This window comes from Mitsuaria sp. RG (genome assembly GCF_028369275.1).
GTDB lineage: Bacteria > Pseudomonadota > Gammaproteobacteria > Pseudomonadales > Pseudomonadaceae > Aquipseudomonas > Aquipseudomonas peradeniyensis.
The window spans coordinates 109,629-127,019 of record NZ_JAQMYQ010000012.1 but is presented as its reverse complement, the minus strand read 5'-3'; the positions used below and the strand labels follow the sequence as shown (position 1 = coordinate 127,019).

Annotated in this window: 14 protein-coding genes; 5 read left to right on the top strand and 9 right to left on the bottom strand. The window is 62.4% G+C overall.

Features of this window, described 5'->3' with window-relative positions; translation table 11 throughout:
* Positions 1–236 precede the first annotated feature (236 nt).
* From msrQ to mrcB, 9 genes are all read right to left on the bottom strand, one after another.
* A complete protein-coding gene (msrQ, locus tag POF53_RS09820) occupies positions 237–845 on the bottom strand; it encodes a protein-methionine-sulfoxide reductase heme-binding subunit MsrQ (RefSeq protein ID WP_232857780.1) in 609 nt (202 codons plus the stop codon).
* Positions 845–1,858, bottom strand: a complete 1,014-nt coding sequence (gene msrP, locus POF53_RS09815) for a protein-methionine-sulfoxide reductase catalytic subunit MsrP (RefSeq protein ID WP_475860770.1) — start codon at positions 1,856–1,858, stop codon at positions 845–847. Before msrP ends, msrQ begins: the two co-directional genes overlap by 1 nt.
* Before the next feature lie 77 nt (positions 1,859–1,935).
* Positions 1,936–2,787, bottom strand: coding sequence for a CDP-diacylglycerol--serine O-phosphatidyltransferase (gene pssA / locus POF53_RS09810; RefSeq protein ID WP_028691215.1), 852 nt, complete (start codon positions 2,785–2,787; stop codon positions 1,936–1,938).
* A gap of 151 nt (positions 2,788–2,938) precedes the next feature.
* A complete protein-coding gene (gene ilvC / locus POF53_RS09805; RefSeq protein ID WP_027917653.1) occupies positions 2,939–3,955 on the bottom strand; it encodes a ketol-acid reductoisomerase in 1,017 nt (338 codons plus the stop codon).
* A 53-nt stretch (positions 3,956–4,008) separates the two neighbouring features.
* Positions 4,009–4,500: an acetolactate synthase small subunit gene (ilvN, locus tag POF53_RS09800; RefSeq protein WP_003250040.1), complete on the bottom strand. Its 492-nt coding sequence runs from the start codon at positions 4,498–4,500 to the stop codon at positions 4,009–4,011.
* Position 4,501: 1 nt separating this feature from the next.
* Entirely contained in the window at positions 4,502–6,235 is a 1,734-nt protein-coding gene (locus tag POF53_RS09795; RefSeq protein ID WP_498967472.1) for an acetolactate synthase 3 large subunit, read from the bottom strand.
* Between the two features lie 398 nt (positions 6,236–6,633).
* Entirely contained in the window at positions 6,634–6,963 is a 330-nt protein-coding gene (locus POF53_RS09790; RefSeq protein ID WP_267967288.1) for a YqcC family protein, read from the bottom strand.
* Positions 6,963–7,742 (bottom strand): tetratricopeptide repeat protein, encoded by a 780-nt coding sequence (locus POF53_RS09785; RefSeq protein WP_050706955.1) that lies wholly within the window; start codon positions 7,740–7,742, stop codon positions 6,963–6,965. Before POF53_RS09785 ends, POF53_RS09790 begins: the two co-directional genes overlap by 1 nt.
* Positions 7,743–7,768: 26 nt before the next feature.
* Positions 7,769–10,090, bottom strand: coding sequence for a penicillin-binding protein 1B (mrcB, locus tag POF53_RS09780; protein ID WP_203648062.1), 2,322 nt, complete (start codon positions 10,088–10,090; stop codon positions 7,769–7,771).
* Positions 10,091–10,206: 116 nt separating this feature from the next.
* Here mrcB and POF53_RS09775 point away from each other — a divergent pair, with 116 nt between their 5' ends.
* The 5 genes from POF53_RS09775 (at position 10,207) to POF53_RS09755 (ending at position 17,335) form a co-directional block, all read left to right on the top strand.
* Positions 10,207–11,769, top strand: coding sequence for a bifunctional aminoglycoside phosphotransferase/ATP-binding protein (locus POF53_RS09775; RefSeq protein ID WP_498967468.1), 1,563 nt, complete (start codon positions 10,207–10,209; stop codon positions 11,767–11,769).
* Between the two features lie 100 nt (positions 11,770–11,869).
* Entirely contained in the window at positions 11,870–12,217 is a 348-nt protein-coding gene (locus POF53_RS09770; RefSeq protein ID WP_062572758.1) for a pentapeptide repeat-containing protein, read from the top strand.
* Between the two features lie 435 nt (positions 12,218–12,652).
* Complete coding sequence (locus tag POF53_RS09765) at positions 12,653–15,910, top strand: T6SS effector BTH_I2691 family protein (RefSeq protein ID WP_498967466.1); 3,258 nt, start codon at positions 12,653–12,655, stop codon at positions 15,908–15,910.
* The gene (locus POF53_RS09760; RefSeq protein ID WP_326491843.1) at positions 15,907–16,725 is read left to right on the top strand and encodes a DUF6708 domain-containing protein; all 819 of its coding nucleotides are present in this window, start codon (positions 15,907–15,909) and stop codon (positions 16,723–16,725) included. The genes POF53_RS09765 and POF53_RS09760 overlap by 4 nt, the downstream gene beginning before the upstream one ends.
* A gap of 331 nt (positions 16,726–17,056) precedes the next feature.
* Entirely contained in the window at positions 17,057–17,335 is a 279-nt protein-coding gene (locus tag POF53_RS09755) for a TfoX/Sxy family protein (RefSeq protein WP_028691223.1), read from the top strand.
* The last annotated feature ends 56 nt before the right edge of the window (positions 17,336–17,391 follow it).

Genomic DNA, 17,391 nt, shown 5'->3' with positions numbered 1-17,391 from the left:
CCAGGAGCGATTGGCCCGAAACAAATGTGGGAGCGGGCTTGTCCCGCGATGCGCCGCGCGGGCGGCGCTCGATCTCATAGGCGCCAGAGAATCTTCGGCGAACACCTCTGAGACACAACGCAATCCCACGGCGAACACCTCTGGAACACAACGCAACCCCAAGGCGAACACCTCGCACACACAACACAATCCCAAGACAGGCACCTAACAACACCAACCCCATTCCCAACCAACCCTCAAACCGCCCTCCCCCGCCCGACCAATCGTGGAACACGCCGCCACACCGGGGGAATGCGCAGCACCAGAAGGAAAACCCCAACAGCGGCATACACCGCCCACTCCTTCAGGTCCGAGCGCACGATCCACAGAAAGTGCAACAGCCCCAACCCGAGAATCACATAGACCAGCCGGTGCAGCTTCTTCCACCGCGCGCCAAGACGCCGCTGGCTATACCGGTTGGAAGTGACCGCCAGCGCCAGCAGGCCAAGAAAACCCAAGGCGCCGACAATGATGTAGGGCCGCTTGCGCAACTCCACCCCGAACTGCCCCCAATCCAGCCCCAGGATGAACACCATGTACGCCGTCATGTGCAGCACTATATAAGCAAAGCACCACAACCCCAGCTGACGCCGCACCACGATCCAGCCCGACCACCCCGTCAGCCGCTGCAGCGGCGTCATGCTCAGGGTGATCAACAGGAAGACCAGCGCCCCCAGGCCAAGACGGTCCACCATGATCTTGCCCGGATCCGGCCCGAGCAGCCCCATGGCCGCCTCGTACAACCACCATACGGGGAACAGGCAGCCGCTCACGAAGATCGCCAGGCGCAGCCAGGGATAACGCATCAGTAGTTCTTCCGCAGGTCGAGGCCGGTATACAGCGACGCCACTTCATCGGCGTAGCCGTTAAACATCAGCGTATCGCGCACATTGGGACTGAACAGCCCGCTGGGCAGGCGACGCTCCCGGGCCTGGGTCCAGCGTGGGTGGTCGACCGTCGGGTTGACGTTGGCATAGAAGCCGTACTCGTCCGGCGCCAGCCCCTGCCAAGTGGTCTGCGGCTGCTCCGCCACCAGGCTGATGCGCACGATCGACTTGATGCTCTTGAATCCGTACTTCCATGGCACCACCAGACGCAGCGGCGCGCCATTCTGGTTGGGCAGCTCACGGCCATACATGCCCACCGCCAGAATCGCCAGCGGGTTCATCGCCTCGTCCAGGCGCAAGCCCTCCACATACGGCCAGTCGATCAGGGCAAAGCCGGACCGCTGGCCGGGCATGCTCTTGGGGTCTTCCAGGGTTTCGAAACGGATATAGCGCGCTTTCGAGGTTGGCTCGACCTGCTTGAGCACCTGAGCCAAGGGGAAGCCCAACCAGGGAATCACCATCGACCAGGCCTCCACGCAGCGCAGGCGGTAGATCCGCTCCTCAAGCTGGTAAGGCTTGACGAAGTCCTCCAGCGCATAGCGCCCGGGCTTGGCCACCTCGCCATCCACCACCAGGCTCCAGGGCTCGGTCTTCAGGCTGCCGGCATTGGCCGCCGGATCGCCCTTGTCGGGCCCGAACTCGTAGAAGTTGTTGTAGTGGGTAGCGTCCTTGAACGGCGTGATCGCCTCACCGCTGACGGTAACCGCCTGCCAACGGGTGCTGGCCAGCTTGTCATTGAACCAGCCGGGGGCGGCACCGGCCTGGACGTCGGCATAGCGGGACATCTCGGCAGCCGTGCCCAACCGCGGCAACGCACCCAGGGCCGCGCCCGCAAGGCCTGCGCCCAGCAACCTGCGACGGGAGAAGTAGATGGATTCGGGGGTGATCTCCGACGCTTTGCAGTCGGACGGTCGGGGAAGCTTGATGAGCATGGCGGCTCCACAGTACGGGTCACTGATGTACACGTAAGACTATGGAGCCGGCAGGTTATTCCGCGATTAAATCCTTGTCAGGATTTACGACGGCGCGCCCGCAACAGGAACTGGATCGGCCCCGACGCGGCATAGGCGAGGAAGATCAGCAGCAGGATGCGCGGCGGGTCGCTGAACACCACGGCGAACACCAGCACCACGGCCAGGATCGCGACAAAGGGCACGCGGCCCTTGAGGTCGAGTTCCTTGAAGCTGTTGTACTTGATGTTGCTGACCATCAGCATGCCCGCGGCTGCCACCAGCAGCGCCACCAGGAACGACAGCTTGGAGCCCTGGATGCCGTAGTCGCTGAACGCCCAGACGGTACCGGCCACCACGCCGGCCGCTGCCGGGCTGGCCAGGCCGATGAAGTAACGCTTGTCGGCGGTGCCGACCTGGGTATTGAAGCGTGCCAGGCGCAGCGCAGCGCCAGCCACATAGATGAAGGCGACCATCCAGCCGACCTTGCCCATGTCGCCCAGGGCCCAGCCGAACGCCAGCAACGCCGGCGCCACGCCGAAGGCGACCATGTCCGACAGCGAGTCGTACTCGGCACCGAAGGCGCTTTGCGTATTGGTCATGCGGGCCACGCGACCATCGAGGCCGTCGAGGACCATGGCGACGAAGATCGCGATGGCGGCGAAGGCGAAATACTTGCTCGCCTCCCGTGGATCACCCGCGCTCAGGGCGCTCTGCGCGCTCATCGAGCTGATGATGGAATAGAAGCCGGCGAACAGGTTCGCGGTGGTGAACAGGTTGGGCAGCAGATAGATACCGCGGTGACGCACCTTGCGCCCTTCGGCGTCGTGACCTTCTTCAACGTGCTCATCGACAGGTAGCAGGCTTTCGGCGTCGGAGGGCTTGTTCGGCTCTTCGGGACGTTCGCTCATGAAAAGTACCTTGCAACAGGGTGGAATATGTTCGACATGGGCTCGGCAAAACCGTTCTAACAGCGAGCCACTGGTCGCTTTATACCAGAAGCTGACCGCGCAAACGAAAAAACGCGGCCGAAGCCGCGTTTTTCATTTATCGACGCAAGACTTAGTTCTTGGTCTTGTCGACGATCTTGTTGGCCGAGATCCACGGCATCATCGAACGCAGTTGCTCGCCGATGATTTCGATGCCGTGGGCGGCGTTGTTGCGGCGCTTGGCGGTCATCGAAGGATAGTTGGTGGCGCCTTCGCTGATGAACATCTTCGCGTACTCGCCGTCCTGGATGCGCTTGAGGGCATTGCGCATGGCCTTGCGGGATTCTTCGTTGATGACTTCAGGGCCGGTGACGTACTCACCGTACTCGGCGTTGTTGGAGATCGAGTAGTTCATGTTGGCGATACCGCCTTCGTACATGAGGTCGACGATCAGCTTCAGCTCGTGCAGGCACTCGAAGTAGGCCATTTCCGGGGCGTAGCCCGCTTCGACCAGGGTTTCGAAACCGGCCTTGACCAGCTCGACGGTACCGCCGCACAGAACGGCCTGCTCACCGAACAGGTCGGTTTCGGTCTCGTCCTTGAAGGTGGTTTCGATGATGCCGGTACGGCCGCCACCGACGCCAGCGGCGTAGGACAGGGCGACGTTCTTGGCGTTGCCCGAGGCGTCCTGGTAGATGGCGATCAGGTCAGGGATACCACCGCCCTTGACGAACTCGGAGCGCACGGTGTGGCCCGGAGCCTTCGGCGCGATCATGATCACGTCGAGGTCGGCACGCGGAACGACCTGGTTGTAGTGGATCGAGAAGCCGTGGGAGAAGGCCAGGGTGGCGCCCTTCTTGATGTTCGGCTCGATCTCGTTCTTGTACAGCTGGCCCTGGAATTCGTCCGGGGTGAGGATCATGACCAGGTCGGCAGCGGCGACGGCGGTAGCCACGTCAGCCACTTTCAGGCCGTGGGCTTCTGCCTTGGCAACGGTAGCCGAACCTTTACGCAGACCGACGGTAACGTCCACACCGGAGTCCTTCAGGTTGCACGCCTGGGCGTGACCTTGCGAACCGTAACCGATGATGGCGACTTTCTTGCCCTGGATGATGGAAAGGTCGCAGTCTTTATCGTAGAAAACTTTCATGAAATACCCCTGTTATATCTCGGCCCCAGCGGAGCCATCGCTAGTTTTTGAAGTTAGATGCTGAGCACTTTGTCGCCACGGGCAATGCCGGTGACGCCACTGCGCACGGTTTCGAGAATCGATGCGGTGCCGATGGCCTGGATGAAGCTGTCCAGCTTGTCGCTGGTGCCGCTCAGTTGCACGGTGTACACGCTGGCGGTCACGTCGACGATCTGGCCACGGAAGATATCCGTGGTGCGCTTGATTTCGGCGCGCTGGGCACCAGTGGCCTTGACCTTGACCAGCATCAGTTCGCGCTCGATGTGGGCGCTTTCCGACAGGTCGACAAGCTTGACCACTTCGACCAGCTTGTTCAGGTTCTTGGTGATCTGCTCGATCACCTCGTCATGGCCAACGGTGGTCAGCGTCAGACGCGACAGGGTCGGGTCTTCGGTCGGTGCCACGGTCAGGCTTTCAATGTTGTAGTTGCGCTGGGAGAACAGGCCGACCACGCGAGACAAGGCACCGGGTTCGTTTTCCAGCAGCAAAGAGATGATGTGCCGCATATCAGGTACGCTCCGTCTTGCTCAGCCACATGTCACGCATCGAGCCGTCCTTGATCTGCATCGGATAGACGTGCTCGGTCCGGTCGACCGCGATGTCGATGAACACCAGGCGGTCCTTCATCGCGAAAGCCTCTTCCAGCTTCGGCTTGAGGTCTTTCAGGCTGGTGATGCGGATGCCCACATGGCCATAGGCCTCGGCCAGCTTGACGAAGTCCGGCAGCGACTCGACGTAGGAGTGCGAGTGGCGACCGTTGTAGGCCATGTCCTGCCATTGGCGGACCATGCCCAGCACACCGTTGTTCAGGTTGACGATCTTCACCGGCAGGCCGTACTGCATGCAGGTGGACAGCTCCTGGATGTTCATCTGGATGCTGCCTTCACCGGTAACGCAGGCCACGTCCTGGTCGGGGAAGTTGAGCTTGACGCCCATGGCCGCCGGGAAACCGAAGCCCATGGTGCCCAGGCCACCGGAGTTGATCCAGCGGTTGGGTTTGTTGAAGCGGTAGTACTGCGCCGCGAACATCTGGTGCTGGCCGACGTCGGAGGTGACGAAGGCATCGCCGTTGGTCACTTCGCACAGGGTCTCGATCACCTGTTGCGGCTTGATGAGGTTGCCGTCGCCCTTGTCGTAGGGGAACAGCGCACCGTCGCCGCGCCATTCGTCGATCTGCTTCCACCAGGCATCCAGCGCCGCCTTGTCGGGCTGCTCGCCGATTTCCTTGAGGATGGTGAGCATCTCGCTCAACACGCTCTCGACCGGGCCGACGATCGGCACGTCGGCCTTGATCATCTTGGAGATCGACGCTGGGTCGATGTCGATGTGGATGATCTTGGCGTTCGGGCAGAACTTGGCCGGGCCGTTGACCACGCGGTCGTCGAAACGCGCACCGACAGCGAAGATCACGTCGGCGTGGTGCATGGCCATGTTGGCGGTGTAGCTGCCGTGCATGCCGAGCATGCCGAGGAACTGGCGCTCGGTGCCGGGGAAGCCACCGAGGCCCATCAGGGTGTTGGTGACCGGCAGGTTCAGCGTCCTGGCGATTTCGGTGAGGGCTTCGGAGCCGCCGCCGAGGATCACGCCACCGCCGGAGTAGACGATCGGGCGCTTGGCCGCCAGGAGCATCTCGGCCGCCTTGCGGATCTGCCCGGAGTGACCACGAACAGCCGGGCTATACGAACGCAGCTTGACCTTTTTCGGGTAGATGTACTCGAACTTCTCGGCCGGGTTGGTCATATCTTTTGGAATGTCGACCACTACCGGGCCGGGACGGCCGGACTGCGCAAGATAGAAGGCTTTTTTCAGGACTTCGGGGATTTCCGAAGCGTGCTTGATCATGAAGCTGTGCTTCACGATCGGCCGGGAGATACCGATCATGTCGGTTTCCTGGAACGCGTCGGTGCCGACCATGGTGCTGGGCACCTGGCCAGACAGGATGACCATCGGAATGGAATCCATGTAGGCGGTGGCAATGCCGGTGATGGCATTGGTCGCGCCCGGGCCGGAAGTCACCAGTACCACGCCGGCCTTGCCGGTGGCACGGGCGTAACCGTCCGCCATATGGGTGGCAGCCTGCTCGTGGCGGACCAGGATGTGCTGGACTTCCGGTTCCTTGAACAGGGCATCGTAAACATGAAGGAGAGCACCACCAGGGTACCCGTAGATGTGCTTAACGCCTTCGTCACGCAAGAAGCGGACGACCATCTCAGCGCCAGATAAAAGCTCCACGTTGTTCACCTCTAAAACGCCAGAATACCGCCCTCACTGAGCGGGTCTTAATAGGTTTACTGCCAAGCAGAGCATGAGCGAACGTCAGCACTGACTGAGCAAGTATTGGGAGTGCCCTGGTGTGTTGCGGGCCTTCCCACCCAGCGCGAGGTAACGCGTTGCGGGGTGTTACAAGTCGGCGCGGGTGTGCGCCTCATGATCTGCTTAGCGGGTCTGCTTCTGGCAGTCCCTCTACAGCGGAATCTGGATTCTTGTGATTCGGCGCGCACAAGTCAAGAAAAATTATTGCCAATTTTTCCGCAAGATGAATTGCTGCAACCACTAAAAAGGTGCTCAGCAGCAGATTTAAGAAGATTTCCATAAAAAAGGGCCACAATCTGCGGCCCTTGATGGAAAAAGAGAAGAAATCAGGCGGAGGGGCTGATCAATTGGTCGAATTCTGCCAACAGGCGCCGTAGCTCGCGGCTTTGTTCCGGACGGTCGACAAACACCGTCTCGGCCATCACCAGGATGCCCGAGGCATTGGGCAGCGGGTGGCCGTGTTCGAGAATGAGCGTCATCCGCGGCAGGAAGATCCACTGCAGCCACTGTTCGAAGGCCATGCTGTCGACGGCGAACGGCACCACGCTGGCCAGCGCCTCGGCGCTGGGTGCGGCATCACTCCACCAGCCCTGGACCTTGAGCTCGCGCTCGATCAGCAGCAGATGGTCGGCGATATCGAGTATGCGCTGTTCCATCACAGGTTGACCCGCGCCTTCTGCCGCGCCAGGGCCGCGCCGGCACTGTCACCCTGCTTCTCGCGAGCCTGGGCGATGGTGTTCCACAGCTGCGCCTGCAGGTCGGGGCGACCATTGGCGTAGGTCAGGGCGCGCCGCGCCAGTTGCTCGGACTGCGCGGCGTCACCCTGCGACAGGCGCACCTGGGCCAGGCGGAACAGCACCTGCGGCTCACGCGGGGCGATGCGCTGGGCACGCTCCAGGCTCGACGCGGCGCCGTTGAAGTCGCCACTGCCCTGCTGCTGCTGGGCGGTGGTCAGCAGCGCCAGCACCGGGCCGTCGAGCTGTTCGTCGGCGGACAGGCCGCCGCCGGAGACGTTGCCCCGCGGAATCCCGGTGGGCGCGCTGGTGACCGGTGCCGGATTGCTCATCGAGGCGATGTCGAAGGGCTCGTCGGCGATCGGGTTGGGGTTGGTGCTGATCGGGCCGCTGCTGACCGGACCCGGGGTGATCGGCCCGGTGCTGATCGGTGCCGGGCCGGTACCTGCCGGGAACGACTGGATCGGCGCGCCGCCGGTCCCTTGCGGGATCATCACGGTGACGCCGGAGTCTTCCGGCAACGACCGGGCCTGGCTGCTGCCGCCGCTGGTCGGATAGGCCGACGTGCGGTTGGCCGAGACGCGCTCGCTGTTGGAGACCCGGGTGCTCGAATCGACCACCGGAATGTTGCCACGCGGGACGCTGGCACAGCCGTGCAGCACGGTCACTGCCGCCACGGCAGGAATCCACCACTTGTTCACTTCACACCCTCTTCAGAAGCTCGCGCTCAATTCATCCAGCCCTTGACCCAGTCCATCACCTCTTCGGCCGGGTTCTGCTCGCCACCACAGGTGGCGCCAGCGGGTGGTTCACTGCCACGAATATACGGCATCTGCACCGCTCCCGGACAGCTGCCGTCGGAACCCTGGCCGCTGTAAGGATCGATCCAGGCCTGCACCACGTTGTCCGGCTGCGGCATGTCCAGCGGCAGCGGGTCGGCCTTCTTCATGAAGCTGGTCCACACCTGCAGCGCGCCGGTGGCACCGGTGAACGGCGTCTTGCCGTTGTCGTCGCGGCCCAGCCAGACCACCGCCAGCAGGTCCTGGCTGAAGCCGGAGAACCAGCTGTCGCGCGAGTCGTTGCTGGTACCGGTCTTGCCCGCCAGGGTCAGCGAGCTCGGCAGCACGCTGTAAACCGAGCGGCCTGTGCCTTCGCGCATCACCCGCTGCATGGCGTTCTGCACCAGGTAGATCGAACCCGGGTCGAAGGTCTGCTGGATCTGGAACGGGTAACGCTTGAGCGGCTCGCCTTCGGCGGTGAGCACGCTGCGGATACCGCGCATCGGCGTGTTGAAGCCGCCGTTGGCGATGGTCTGGTACATGGTCGCGACCTGCATCGGCGACATGCCGCCGGCGCCCAGCAGCATCGACGGGAATGCCGGCCAGTCAACCTGTACGCCGAGCCGACCGATGGTCTTGATCACGTTGGGCACGCCCACTTCCAGGCCGAGCTTGGCGGTCGACAGGTTGTAGGAGTTGGCCAGGCCCTGGTACAGGTAGATGGTGCCGTGCGGGCGGCGATCGTAGTTCTGCGGGCGCCACACCTGGCCGTCGGCACCCTTGACCGAGAACGGCTCGTCCTGCACCCAGCTGGTCAGGGTGAACTTGCTCGGTTGCTCCAGCGCGGTCAGGTAGACCGCCGGCTTGACCAGCGAGCCGATCGGCCGCACGGCGTCGATGGCGCGGTTGAAGCCGGCGAAGCCCGACTGGCGGCTGCCGATCAGCGCCTGCACCTCACCGGTTTCGGGGTTGGTGACGACCATCGCCGACTCCACTTCGTCGGCGCCCTTGCGCCCGGCCAGGCGCTTGAAGGTCTCGCTCATGGCGGTCTCGGCCTTCATCTGCAGGATCGGGTCGAAACTGGTGAAGATGCGCAGGCCTTCTTCGGTCAGGTCTTCGTCGCGGTAATCCTGGCGCAGCTGGCGCTTGACCAGGTCGAGGAAGGCCGGGAACGAGCTGTCGGCCAGGCTGCCGCGCTTGGTCACGCCCAGCGGCATCTTCTTCGCTGCATCGACCACCTCCTGGGTGGCCACGCCCTGCTCGGCGAGCAGGTCGAGCACCAGGTTGCGCCGTTGCAGGGCGCGCTCGGGGTGACGGCGTGGGTTGTAGTAGGACGGGCCCTTGACCATGCCCACCAGCAAGGCGATCTGGTGCAGCTTGAGTTCCTGCAGCGGCTGGCTGAAGAAGAACTGGCTGGCAAGGCCGAAGCCGTGCACCGCGCGCTGGCCGTCCTGGCCGATGAACACTTCGTTCAGATAGGCCTCGAGGATTTCACGCTTGTCATAGTGCACTTCCAGCAGCACCGACATCATCGCTTCGGTCAGCTTGCGACTGAGACTGCGCTCGTTGGTGAGGAAGAAGTTCTTCACCAACTGCTGGGTCAGGGTACTGCCGCCCTGGCGCATGGCGCCCGAAGAGGTGTTGACCCAGACGGCCCGGGCAATGGACTTGGGCGACACGCCGAAATGGCTGTAGAAGTCGCGGTCTTCGGTGGCGATCAGGGTTTCCACCAGGTACGGCGGCACCTGGTCGATCTTGATCAGGATGCGGTCTTCGAGGTTCTTCGGGTAGATGCCGCCGATCATCAACGGCTCGAGGCGCACCACGTCGAGCTTGCCGCCATTGGCGCCGCTGAGGCCCGCGACATAGTCGCCGGAGAAGCGCACTCGCACGAACTGCGCCGGCTCCATGCCCTCGTAGAACTGGAAACCACGGGTGTTGAGGTCGACGTTGTTGCCATTGACCGACGCGGCGCCCGGGCCATTGGCCACGCCTTCCCGGCGATAGCCCAGGGCATCGAGTTCGGTGAGGAAGTCGTTCTTGCTCAGCTTCTGGCCGACGAACAGCTCCAGCGGCCGGGCATACACCTTGGCCGGGATGGTCCAGCGCTTGCCGGAGAACTTCTCCTGGACGGTCGCATCGAGGTAAACCGCGAAGCCGGCGATCACCACCAGGCCGACCAGGCTGAGCTTGAGTGCCCAGCCCAGCCAGGCGCGGGCGCGGCCGGTCGGGCGTTTTTTAGAGGTGCGGGAATTTCGGGTACGTGTCATGGCGGCGGATTATACGCACTTTGGAAAAGGGGGGCAGACGCCTACGGCGGTTTGCAGGGACGGCACCATTGACCATAATGTCCGATTCGAATTCCCTGACCCCTGAAGGATGATCCGTGAGCCAAGCCCTGATCAGCGCGCTGCAGAACCCCGCCCTCTATCCGCACCCTGTCGCGGGCTTCCAGCTCATCGAGACGCATATCTCCTGGGTTCTGCTCACCGGCGAGTACGCCTACAAGATCAAGAAGCCGATGAACTTCGGCTTCCTCGACTTCACCGGCCTTGACCAGCGCGGGCATTTTTGTAACGAAGAGCTGCGGCTGAACCAGCGCCTGACCGAAGGCCTGTACCTGGAAGTGCTGCCGATCACCGGCAGCGTCGAGGCCCCGCAGATCGGCGGCGAAGGCCCGGCGATCGAGTACGCGCTGAAGATGCGCCAGTTCCCCCAGGACCAGATGCTCAGCACCCTGCAGGCCAACGGCGAGCTGAACGCCGGTCACATCGACCAGATGGCCCGGCAGATCGCCGAGTTCCACCTGCAGGCGCCGAAAGTGCCAGTCGACCATCCGTTGGGCACCCCGGACGCGGTCATGGCGCCGGTGGAGCAGAACTTCGAGCAGATCCGCCCGTTCCTGACCGACAAGGCCGACCTGCAGCAACTGGACAACCTGCAGGCCTGGGCCCAGGACAGCTTCAAGCGCCTGCATGGTCTGCTCGAGGCGCGCAAGACCGATGGTTTCATCCGTGAGTGCCACGGCGACATCCACCTGGGCAACGCCACCCTGATCGACGGCAAGGTGGTGATCTTCGACTGCATCGAGTTCAACGAGCCGTTCCGCCTGACCGACGTCTACGCCGACGTCGGCTTCCTGGCCATGGACCTCGAGGACCGCGGCCTGAAGTGCCTGTCGCGACGCTTCATCAGCCAGTACCTGGAGCTGACCGGTGACTACGAAGGTCTGGAGCTGCTGAACTTCTACAAGGCCTACCGCGCCCTGGTGCGGGCCAAGGTCGCGCTGTTCAGCCTGTCGCCCGACGCCGACGGCGTGCAGCGCGCCACCACCCTGCGCACCTACCGCAACTACGCCAACCTGGCCGAAAGCTACAGCGCCATTCCCTCGCGCCTGCTGGCCATCACCGAGGGCGTCTCGGCGGTGGGCAAGAGCCACGTGGCCATGCGCCTGGTCGAAGCGCTGGGCGCAATCCGCGTGCGTTCGGATGTCGAGCGCAAGCGCCTGTTCGGCAAGCAATCGGCAGACAACGCCGGCCAGCTCGAGGCCGGCATCTACGATAAAGAAGCCAGCGCCGCTACCTACCAGCGCCTGCATGAACTGGCCGCGATCATCCTGCACGCCGGTTTCCCGGTAGTGATCGACGCCACCTACCTCAAGCAAGACCAGCGCAAGGCGGCGGCGCAGGTCGCCAGCGAAACCGGCGTGCCGTTCCTGATTCTCGACTGCCAGGCTCCCGACGCGGTGATCGCCAGCTGGCTGGCCCAGCGCCAGGCCGAAGCCATCGACCCTTCGGATGCCACCCTGGAAGTGATCCAGGCGCAGCAAGCCAGCCGCGACCCGCTGGATGCCGAGGAGCAGAAGCACAGCAAGCGCGTGAACACCCAGGAAAGCGCCAGCATGGACCAGCTGATCGAACAGATCCGCCAGCACCTGCCCGGCCTTTGACCCGCAAGGCGTGAAGCAGTCGACAGTTCACGCCTGAAGTCCGGCGCCCCTCCAGTGATGTCATTACAATATCATCACACCCCACGGAGGAGGCGCCGCCATGAATCAGCCCCGTCAGCTGGACAACGTCCTGTACTCGATGATCCGCGACGAGAAGATCGCGGCGTTCAACCGCGAAAAACCCAGCGATTCGACTATCGACTTTCGAGGCGGTGATTTCCGCGGCCTGGACCTGCGCGACCTGGACGTGCGCGGCATCGACTTCACCGACGCGTACTTTCGCGCCGCCGACCTGCGCGGGCTCGACCTGCGCGAGAACGGCCTGGAGGGCGCGAGCCTCGCCCATGCGCAGATCTCCGGGACCTACTTCCCGGCCGAACTCAGCGCCGACGAAATCCTGATGTCGGTGAAGTTCGGGACGCGGATGCGTTATCGAAGCGCTCGCTAGACCGTGCCTCAGGGCAACTGTCTTCTTTAGGAATCCCGTCCTCCCAGGGATAGGGGCGCGGAGCGCTCCTACTCCTGATATGCCTGCAAATGGCCAGCCTGATCGAATGGCTGATGTCATAGATTTAGGACTGCCTGGATCGACAAGGGTATTGATCTGCTTGCGGATAACCCTCCTGACGCACGATGAGAGTTCCCAGGAATCCCTTTAGCTGTAACAAAACGCTGCCAAATCAGGCCCAAATGGACAGTTAGAGAAACGTCCTACACGGATTTGGGAAGCCCTGTTACCCATCGAGAACCTGTTCCTCGCTAGTGTTTCTGCTCTGTGTAACCGTCGCTCGCAACTGTCCGACGATCCAGAGCAGATATCGCCTATCCAGATGCTCGATGCGGCGGTATGTGCAGCCAACCTGCCACATCCCGGAAAACGCCCATGACCCTCAGCAAGCGAATCGCCCACGTCATCGCCGAATCCGTCCTGCCCCACGACCAGTGCCAGGCCTGCGAACGCAAGGGCCTGCCCATCCTGCCCCTGCGCCGGGCCCTGGTCCCGGACCTGCGCCCGGCCTACCGTCACCCCCTGGCCGGCGGCGATCAGGTCGCCACCCGCATGGGTCTGCGCACCCTGCGCACCGGCTACCTGTATGTCCTGCTCGACCAGCGCATCTGGTACGCCTACGAAGTCACCGACGAGGCCCACCTGCGCCGCTTCAACCCCCTTGAGCCGCCACCCGCACCACCGCGTCTGCTCGCCCGCCAGTGCCTGGGCGAAAACCACGACATCCCCTCTTCCTTCCTCACCGTCGACACCGAGGCCTTCTCCACCGCCTGGATCGCCTTCAGCAGCGACGCCTGGCCGCCCAGCGTGCTGAATGCCTATCGCAACGCCAAGACCCCTCCCGATCGCTTCCAGGTGCTGGACCTCGCCCTCGCCCGCAGCGACCCCGCCCAGGTGGGCATGGCCATGACCCTCAGCGAGCTGCAGGTGGACCGCGAGGTCTTCGAGTACAACCAGCAACTGCCCGGCGCCTTCGACAGTGTCCATGGCTTTCACAGCCGCCTGCTGCGCCAGACCGCTACCCGCGGCTACCTGATCAACGCCATTGCCCGCCACCAGCTCGAACACGGCGTGCTCGCCCTGGTGCTCGACGACACCGTCGGCCTGGTCCAGGAGTACAACCACCAGCGCCTCAACTGGATCGCCCGGCGCCAGCAATGGCGCGAGGACCCGCTGCGCGCCTATCAGCTGCAGACCTCGCAGATCCTGCTGACCCTGCGCGCCATGCAATGGCCCTGGGCCGAGCAGCAGACCCCGTCCTTCGAGCCCCACAGCGGCGATGGCCCGCCGGTGTTCGTCGACCCGCAGGTCGAGCGCCAGCGCGAGGTCGAACGGCGCGCCCGGGACGGCGTCGCCCGGCTCGAGGAGCGCTACCACGAGCCCCTGCGCGCAGGCTTCCAGGCCGAGTACGAACGCCAGGAAGCCGAGTACCAGCGCTACATCGACCTGAACACCCAGGCCTATACCCAGCTCTGCGACAGCAGCCTGTTCCACGCCATCGAGGAACACGACTACGACGGTGACGACCGCGAATCCGGCATCGCCTACAGCAAGACCATGGCCCTGTGCCTGGCCGGTGGCGTCACCGAAGCCCCCGACGCGGACGGCGAAGCCCGCGCCCCTGCCCCGGGCAGCAGCGCGGCGCTGTGGCAGCGCTGGCTGCAGGATCCCAACAGCCCGCCCTACCGCGCCGTGCTCCTGCGCGACCGGGCCTTGCTCGCCGCGCTGCTGCCCAGTTTCTCCACCACCGACCCCACCGACTGGGGCGACAGCGAGAAGCTCTATGGGGCGCTGAGCAAGGTCATCGCCAGTGACGATGCCGGCTTGAACCTGCGCGACACCCTGCGCCAGGCCATCGCCGAGACGCAAGGCGCGATCAATGGCGCCAGCCTGCGCCTGAAGCCCCTGCTGCCGCCCGGCGTGCAGCGCGCCGTGATGCGCCTGAACAGCGCCAGCCAGTGGCTGTACAACGGCGTGCAACTGATCGAGCTGCAGGTGCAGATGAAGCTCAGCGAGTACTACGCCCTGCAGAGCGCCCACCTGCGCGAGCTGCAGCACAAGGCCAGCGCGCAGACCGCCAAGGCCCGCGAGCGCATGCTCCTGGGCCTGCGCGAATTTGATGCCGAGGTGAGCGCGTCCAGGCGCTGGGTGCGGCCGGTCATCCAGCACGGGCTGCTGAGCCTGGCGGTGCTCGACCCGAAGCTGGCGCACAGCGTCATCACCGTCAGCGTCTGGGTCGAGGGCACCGCCGACGTGCTGCACGAGCGCCTGGCCCAGGAAGCCGGTCTGCGCGTCAACCAGCTCAGCGACGCCGCGCAGATCAGCCTGGCCAACCTCTCGGTCGCCGCAGGAACCCTCGACGCCAACGCCCGGCAACTGCTCCACGGCATGCGCATCACCGCGAAACAGGCGGCGCAGCTGGTACGCACCAGCTTCACCGGCATGCGCGGCGTGGCGGGCAGCTGGGAGCTCCTGCTGGCCCTGGGCGGCTTGTACCTGACCCACGACAGCCTGGCGAAGAATCTGGAAAAGGCGGAAATCGAGATCGGCGAGAAGTCCGGGGAAGCGGTGATGGCGTTGCATGGGTCCAAGCTGGCGATCCTAGGCGGCGGGATCGAGGCGCTGGGCTTGATCATCAGGACCGGCGCCACGCAGATCAACACCAGGATCCCCATGACGCCTGCGGGGACGGCACGGATGGCCACAGTCATAGAAATGGGGCGGGCAACGGTCAGGGTAGGTGCCGTCATGGGGGCCGTGGCCGGGATTTACGATACGGCACAGGCAGTGTTTGCCTTGAAGCGAACATGGAAAGGCGGGGATAAAACAGCCGCATCAGCTTACACCTTTGCAGCAGCCACATCAGGTGTAGGAGTAATTTATTCAACAATAGCAGTTTTCAATGCTTCATTAATGGGCCCTTTAGGGATAGCGATTATCCTCGCTGCAGCCTCCTATGGCATGATCAAACTGGCGGAAAGCAAGGAGTCGAGCTCTATAGAGCGTTGGGCAATACGTTGTCATTTCGGCAAAGCCAATGAAAGCCCTGCCATTCACTGGGAATATCCCGAACATGCGGATATCGCCTTTGCAGAGTTTAACGCCGCTACATTAGGTGTTGAAGCTGGCGTAAAATTCGAAACCCAAAGAGCCGACCCCACGCTCACGGCTAAAATCGGATGGATTGCCCAAGCGGCCACCGAGCAAAAGCTGACATTCAAGATCCTCCTCCCCAACATTGATGCCTCCAGCTACAGCTATCACTGGTCCCTGACCGCTCACCGACATGGCGATGGGGTTCCGTCCAACTACACGAGCGGCGAGATCATCGCGACAGGGTCCCATGAGGTTTTACATCCATTGCCAACCTCGCAGAAAAAACCCTCGTCGCGCCCCTCTCGCAAAGTGAAAGACTACAGAACAGATACCCTCAGCCAAAAAACCAGCAAAAAATCTGCCGTGTTGCACTCCGGTGGATCCACTACCACCGAGTTCATAACCGGCCACATAGAACTCACTCCAAGCCTTGGCAGGCACAGCATACAGGCTGCAACTTTAAACGTGACTTACTGGCCAGACCGAAACTCTCCTGAGGCCTATGCACACTTAGAAATCCAGGCGATCAACGAATGACTAAAACCAATGAATACCTACCTCGCCATCCTCTGGGCTGGAAATGCGACCTGCCTCTCCCCAATGAAAAGCCCATACAAAAGACTAACGCAGCCTTACTACCACCCACACCAAACAAAATAAATGACACCTACATAGAAATCCCTAGATCCACTCACAAAATAAGAGGAGTATTTATCATTGGAGGCACACTATGCTTCCTAATTACGCTATTACCAATCGCAGTTCTTGCAGCAACGATAATAGCCGGAAGCATAAAAGCCGCAGCAGACATAATCACAATAGCAATTGTCACACTAGCAGGCATATATTGGGCAACTATATTCTTTGTCCGCATGGATATCGAACTTCCACGCGACGAACCAATCCGCTTCAACCGACTCAGGCAAAAAGTCTATTTTTATGAATTTCGATTTGATCGCATCCACATATTCAGCAGAAAGAAATGGGGGGTGCGACCCGTAGCCTACGACTGGCAAGACCTCATCGCCGAAGCCTGTAGTGTCTACGCCCCCATGGGCAATGGTGGAGTCGTCGAGAAAGTCCTTATCGCAGTCCGCAAGCCAGGTACCGATGAAATCATCGACCGTCTTTTCTTCACCCATAACATCGAGGATGGAAAGCGATACTGGGAGATCATCAGACTGTTCATGCAACAGGGCCCCGACGCCCTTCCCACCTTTGTCCGCCCGCCCCGCGATTGGGACAATGACTTCGAACTCACCCCCATTCGCCGATTGGCCCCCAGGGTGCAATGGCCGGAAGCGATAGACCGTGAGTCCCGTACCGGTCCAACTCCTGAAGAACCAACATGAAGCCGGTCGCAGACCGCACAGTGCAGGATCGACAAGAAACTGAACGCACGCGATACCTGCCTGCTGGGGCATGGATGGCGCGACAACTTCTGCAAGCTAACTGTTAGGCTCTGAGCGGCTTACCATCAAATTCACTGCGATGCGTCCGCAAGTAGGCTCGCGCTTTACGCCCCATCAATACGCTCAGTAAGCCCAGGTTTGCAGATGCAAAAGGGCATCCCGTCGCCGACAGATGGCAAAAGGCCGCGCATTTTCCAACCCCCGCTACACTCCTCATTGACCTGCTCGCGATTTATCCCCACGACCCGTTCAGCCATCGCAAGGAGGCTCGATGAACGATGAATTGCAGCATCTGAAAAACCTTGGCAAGACCTCCGCGCAATGGCTGCACGCCGTCGGTATCCACAGTGCTTCGGACCTGCGCCGGCTTGGCGCGGTGGGTGCCTATCAAGCCGTGAGAACGCGAGGATTCCGGGCTTCGAAGGTGTTGTTGTACGCCATCGAGGGGGCCCTGCTGGACATGCACTGGAACGACCTGCCGGCCGAACGCAAGCAGGCGCTGAACCAACAGCTCGACGCGAAGTGCCCAGCGCAGAAAAACGAAAAATAAATCGCAAAAGGCATTGACGCCGAAATGAGAATCGTTATGATTATCACAACTGGTCG

Coding starts and splice junctions, on each gene's coding strand:
- msrQ (WP_232857780.1), bottom strand. CDS start 845: ATGCGTTATCCCTGGCTGCGCCTGGCGATCTTCGTGAGCGGCTGCCTG.
- msrP (WP_475860770.1), bottom strand. CDS start 1,858: ATGCTCATCAAGCTTCCCCGACCGTCCGACTGCAAAGCGTCGGAGATC.
- pssA (WP_028691215.1), bottom strand. CDS start 2,787: ATGAGCGAACGTCCCGAAGAGCCGAACAAGCCCTCCGACGCCGAAAGC.
- ilvC (WP_027917653.1), bottom strand. CDS start 3,955: ATGAAAGTTTTCTACGATAAAGACTGCGACCTTTCCATCATCCAGGGC.
- ilvN (WP_003250040.1), bottom strand. CDS start 4,500: ATGCGGCACATCATCTCTTTGCTGCTGGAAAACGAACCCGGTGCCTTG.
- POF53_RS09790 (WP_267967288.1), bottom strand. CDS start 6,963: ATGGAACAGCGCATACTCGATATCGCCGACCATCTGCTGCTGATCGAG.
- mrcB (WP_203648062.1), bottom strand. CDS start 10,090: ATGACACGTACCCGAAATTCCCGCACCTCTAAAAAACGCCCGACCGGC.
- POF53_RS09770 (WP_062572758.1), top strand. CDS start 11,870: ATGAATCAGCCCCGTCAGCTGGACAACGTCCTGTACTCGATGATCCGC.
- POF53_RS09765 (WP_498967466.1), top strand. CDS start 12,653: ATGACCCTCAGCAAGCGAATCGCCCACGTCATCGCCGAATCCGTCCTG.
- POF53_RS09760 (WP_326491843.1), top strand. CDS start 15,907: ATGACTAAAACCAATGAATACCTACCTCGCCATCCTCTGGGCTGGAAA.
- POF53_RS09755 (WP_028691223.1), top strand. CDS start 17,057: ATGAACGATGAATTGCAGCATCTGAAAAACCTTGGCAAGACCTCCGCG.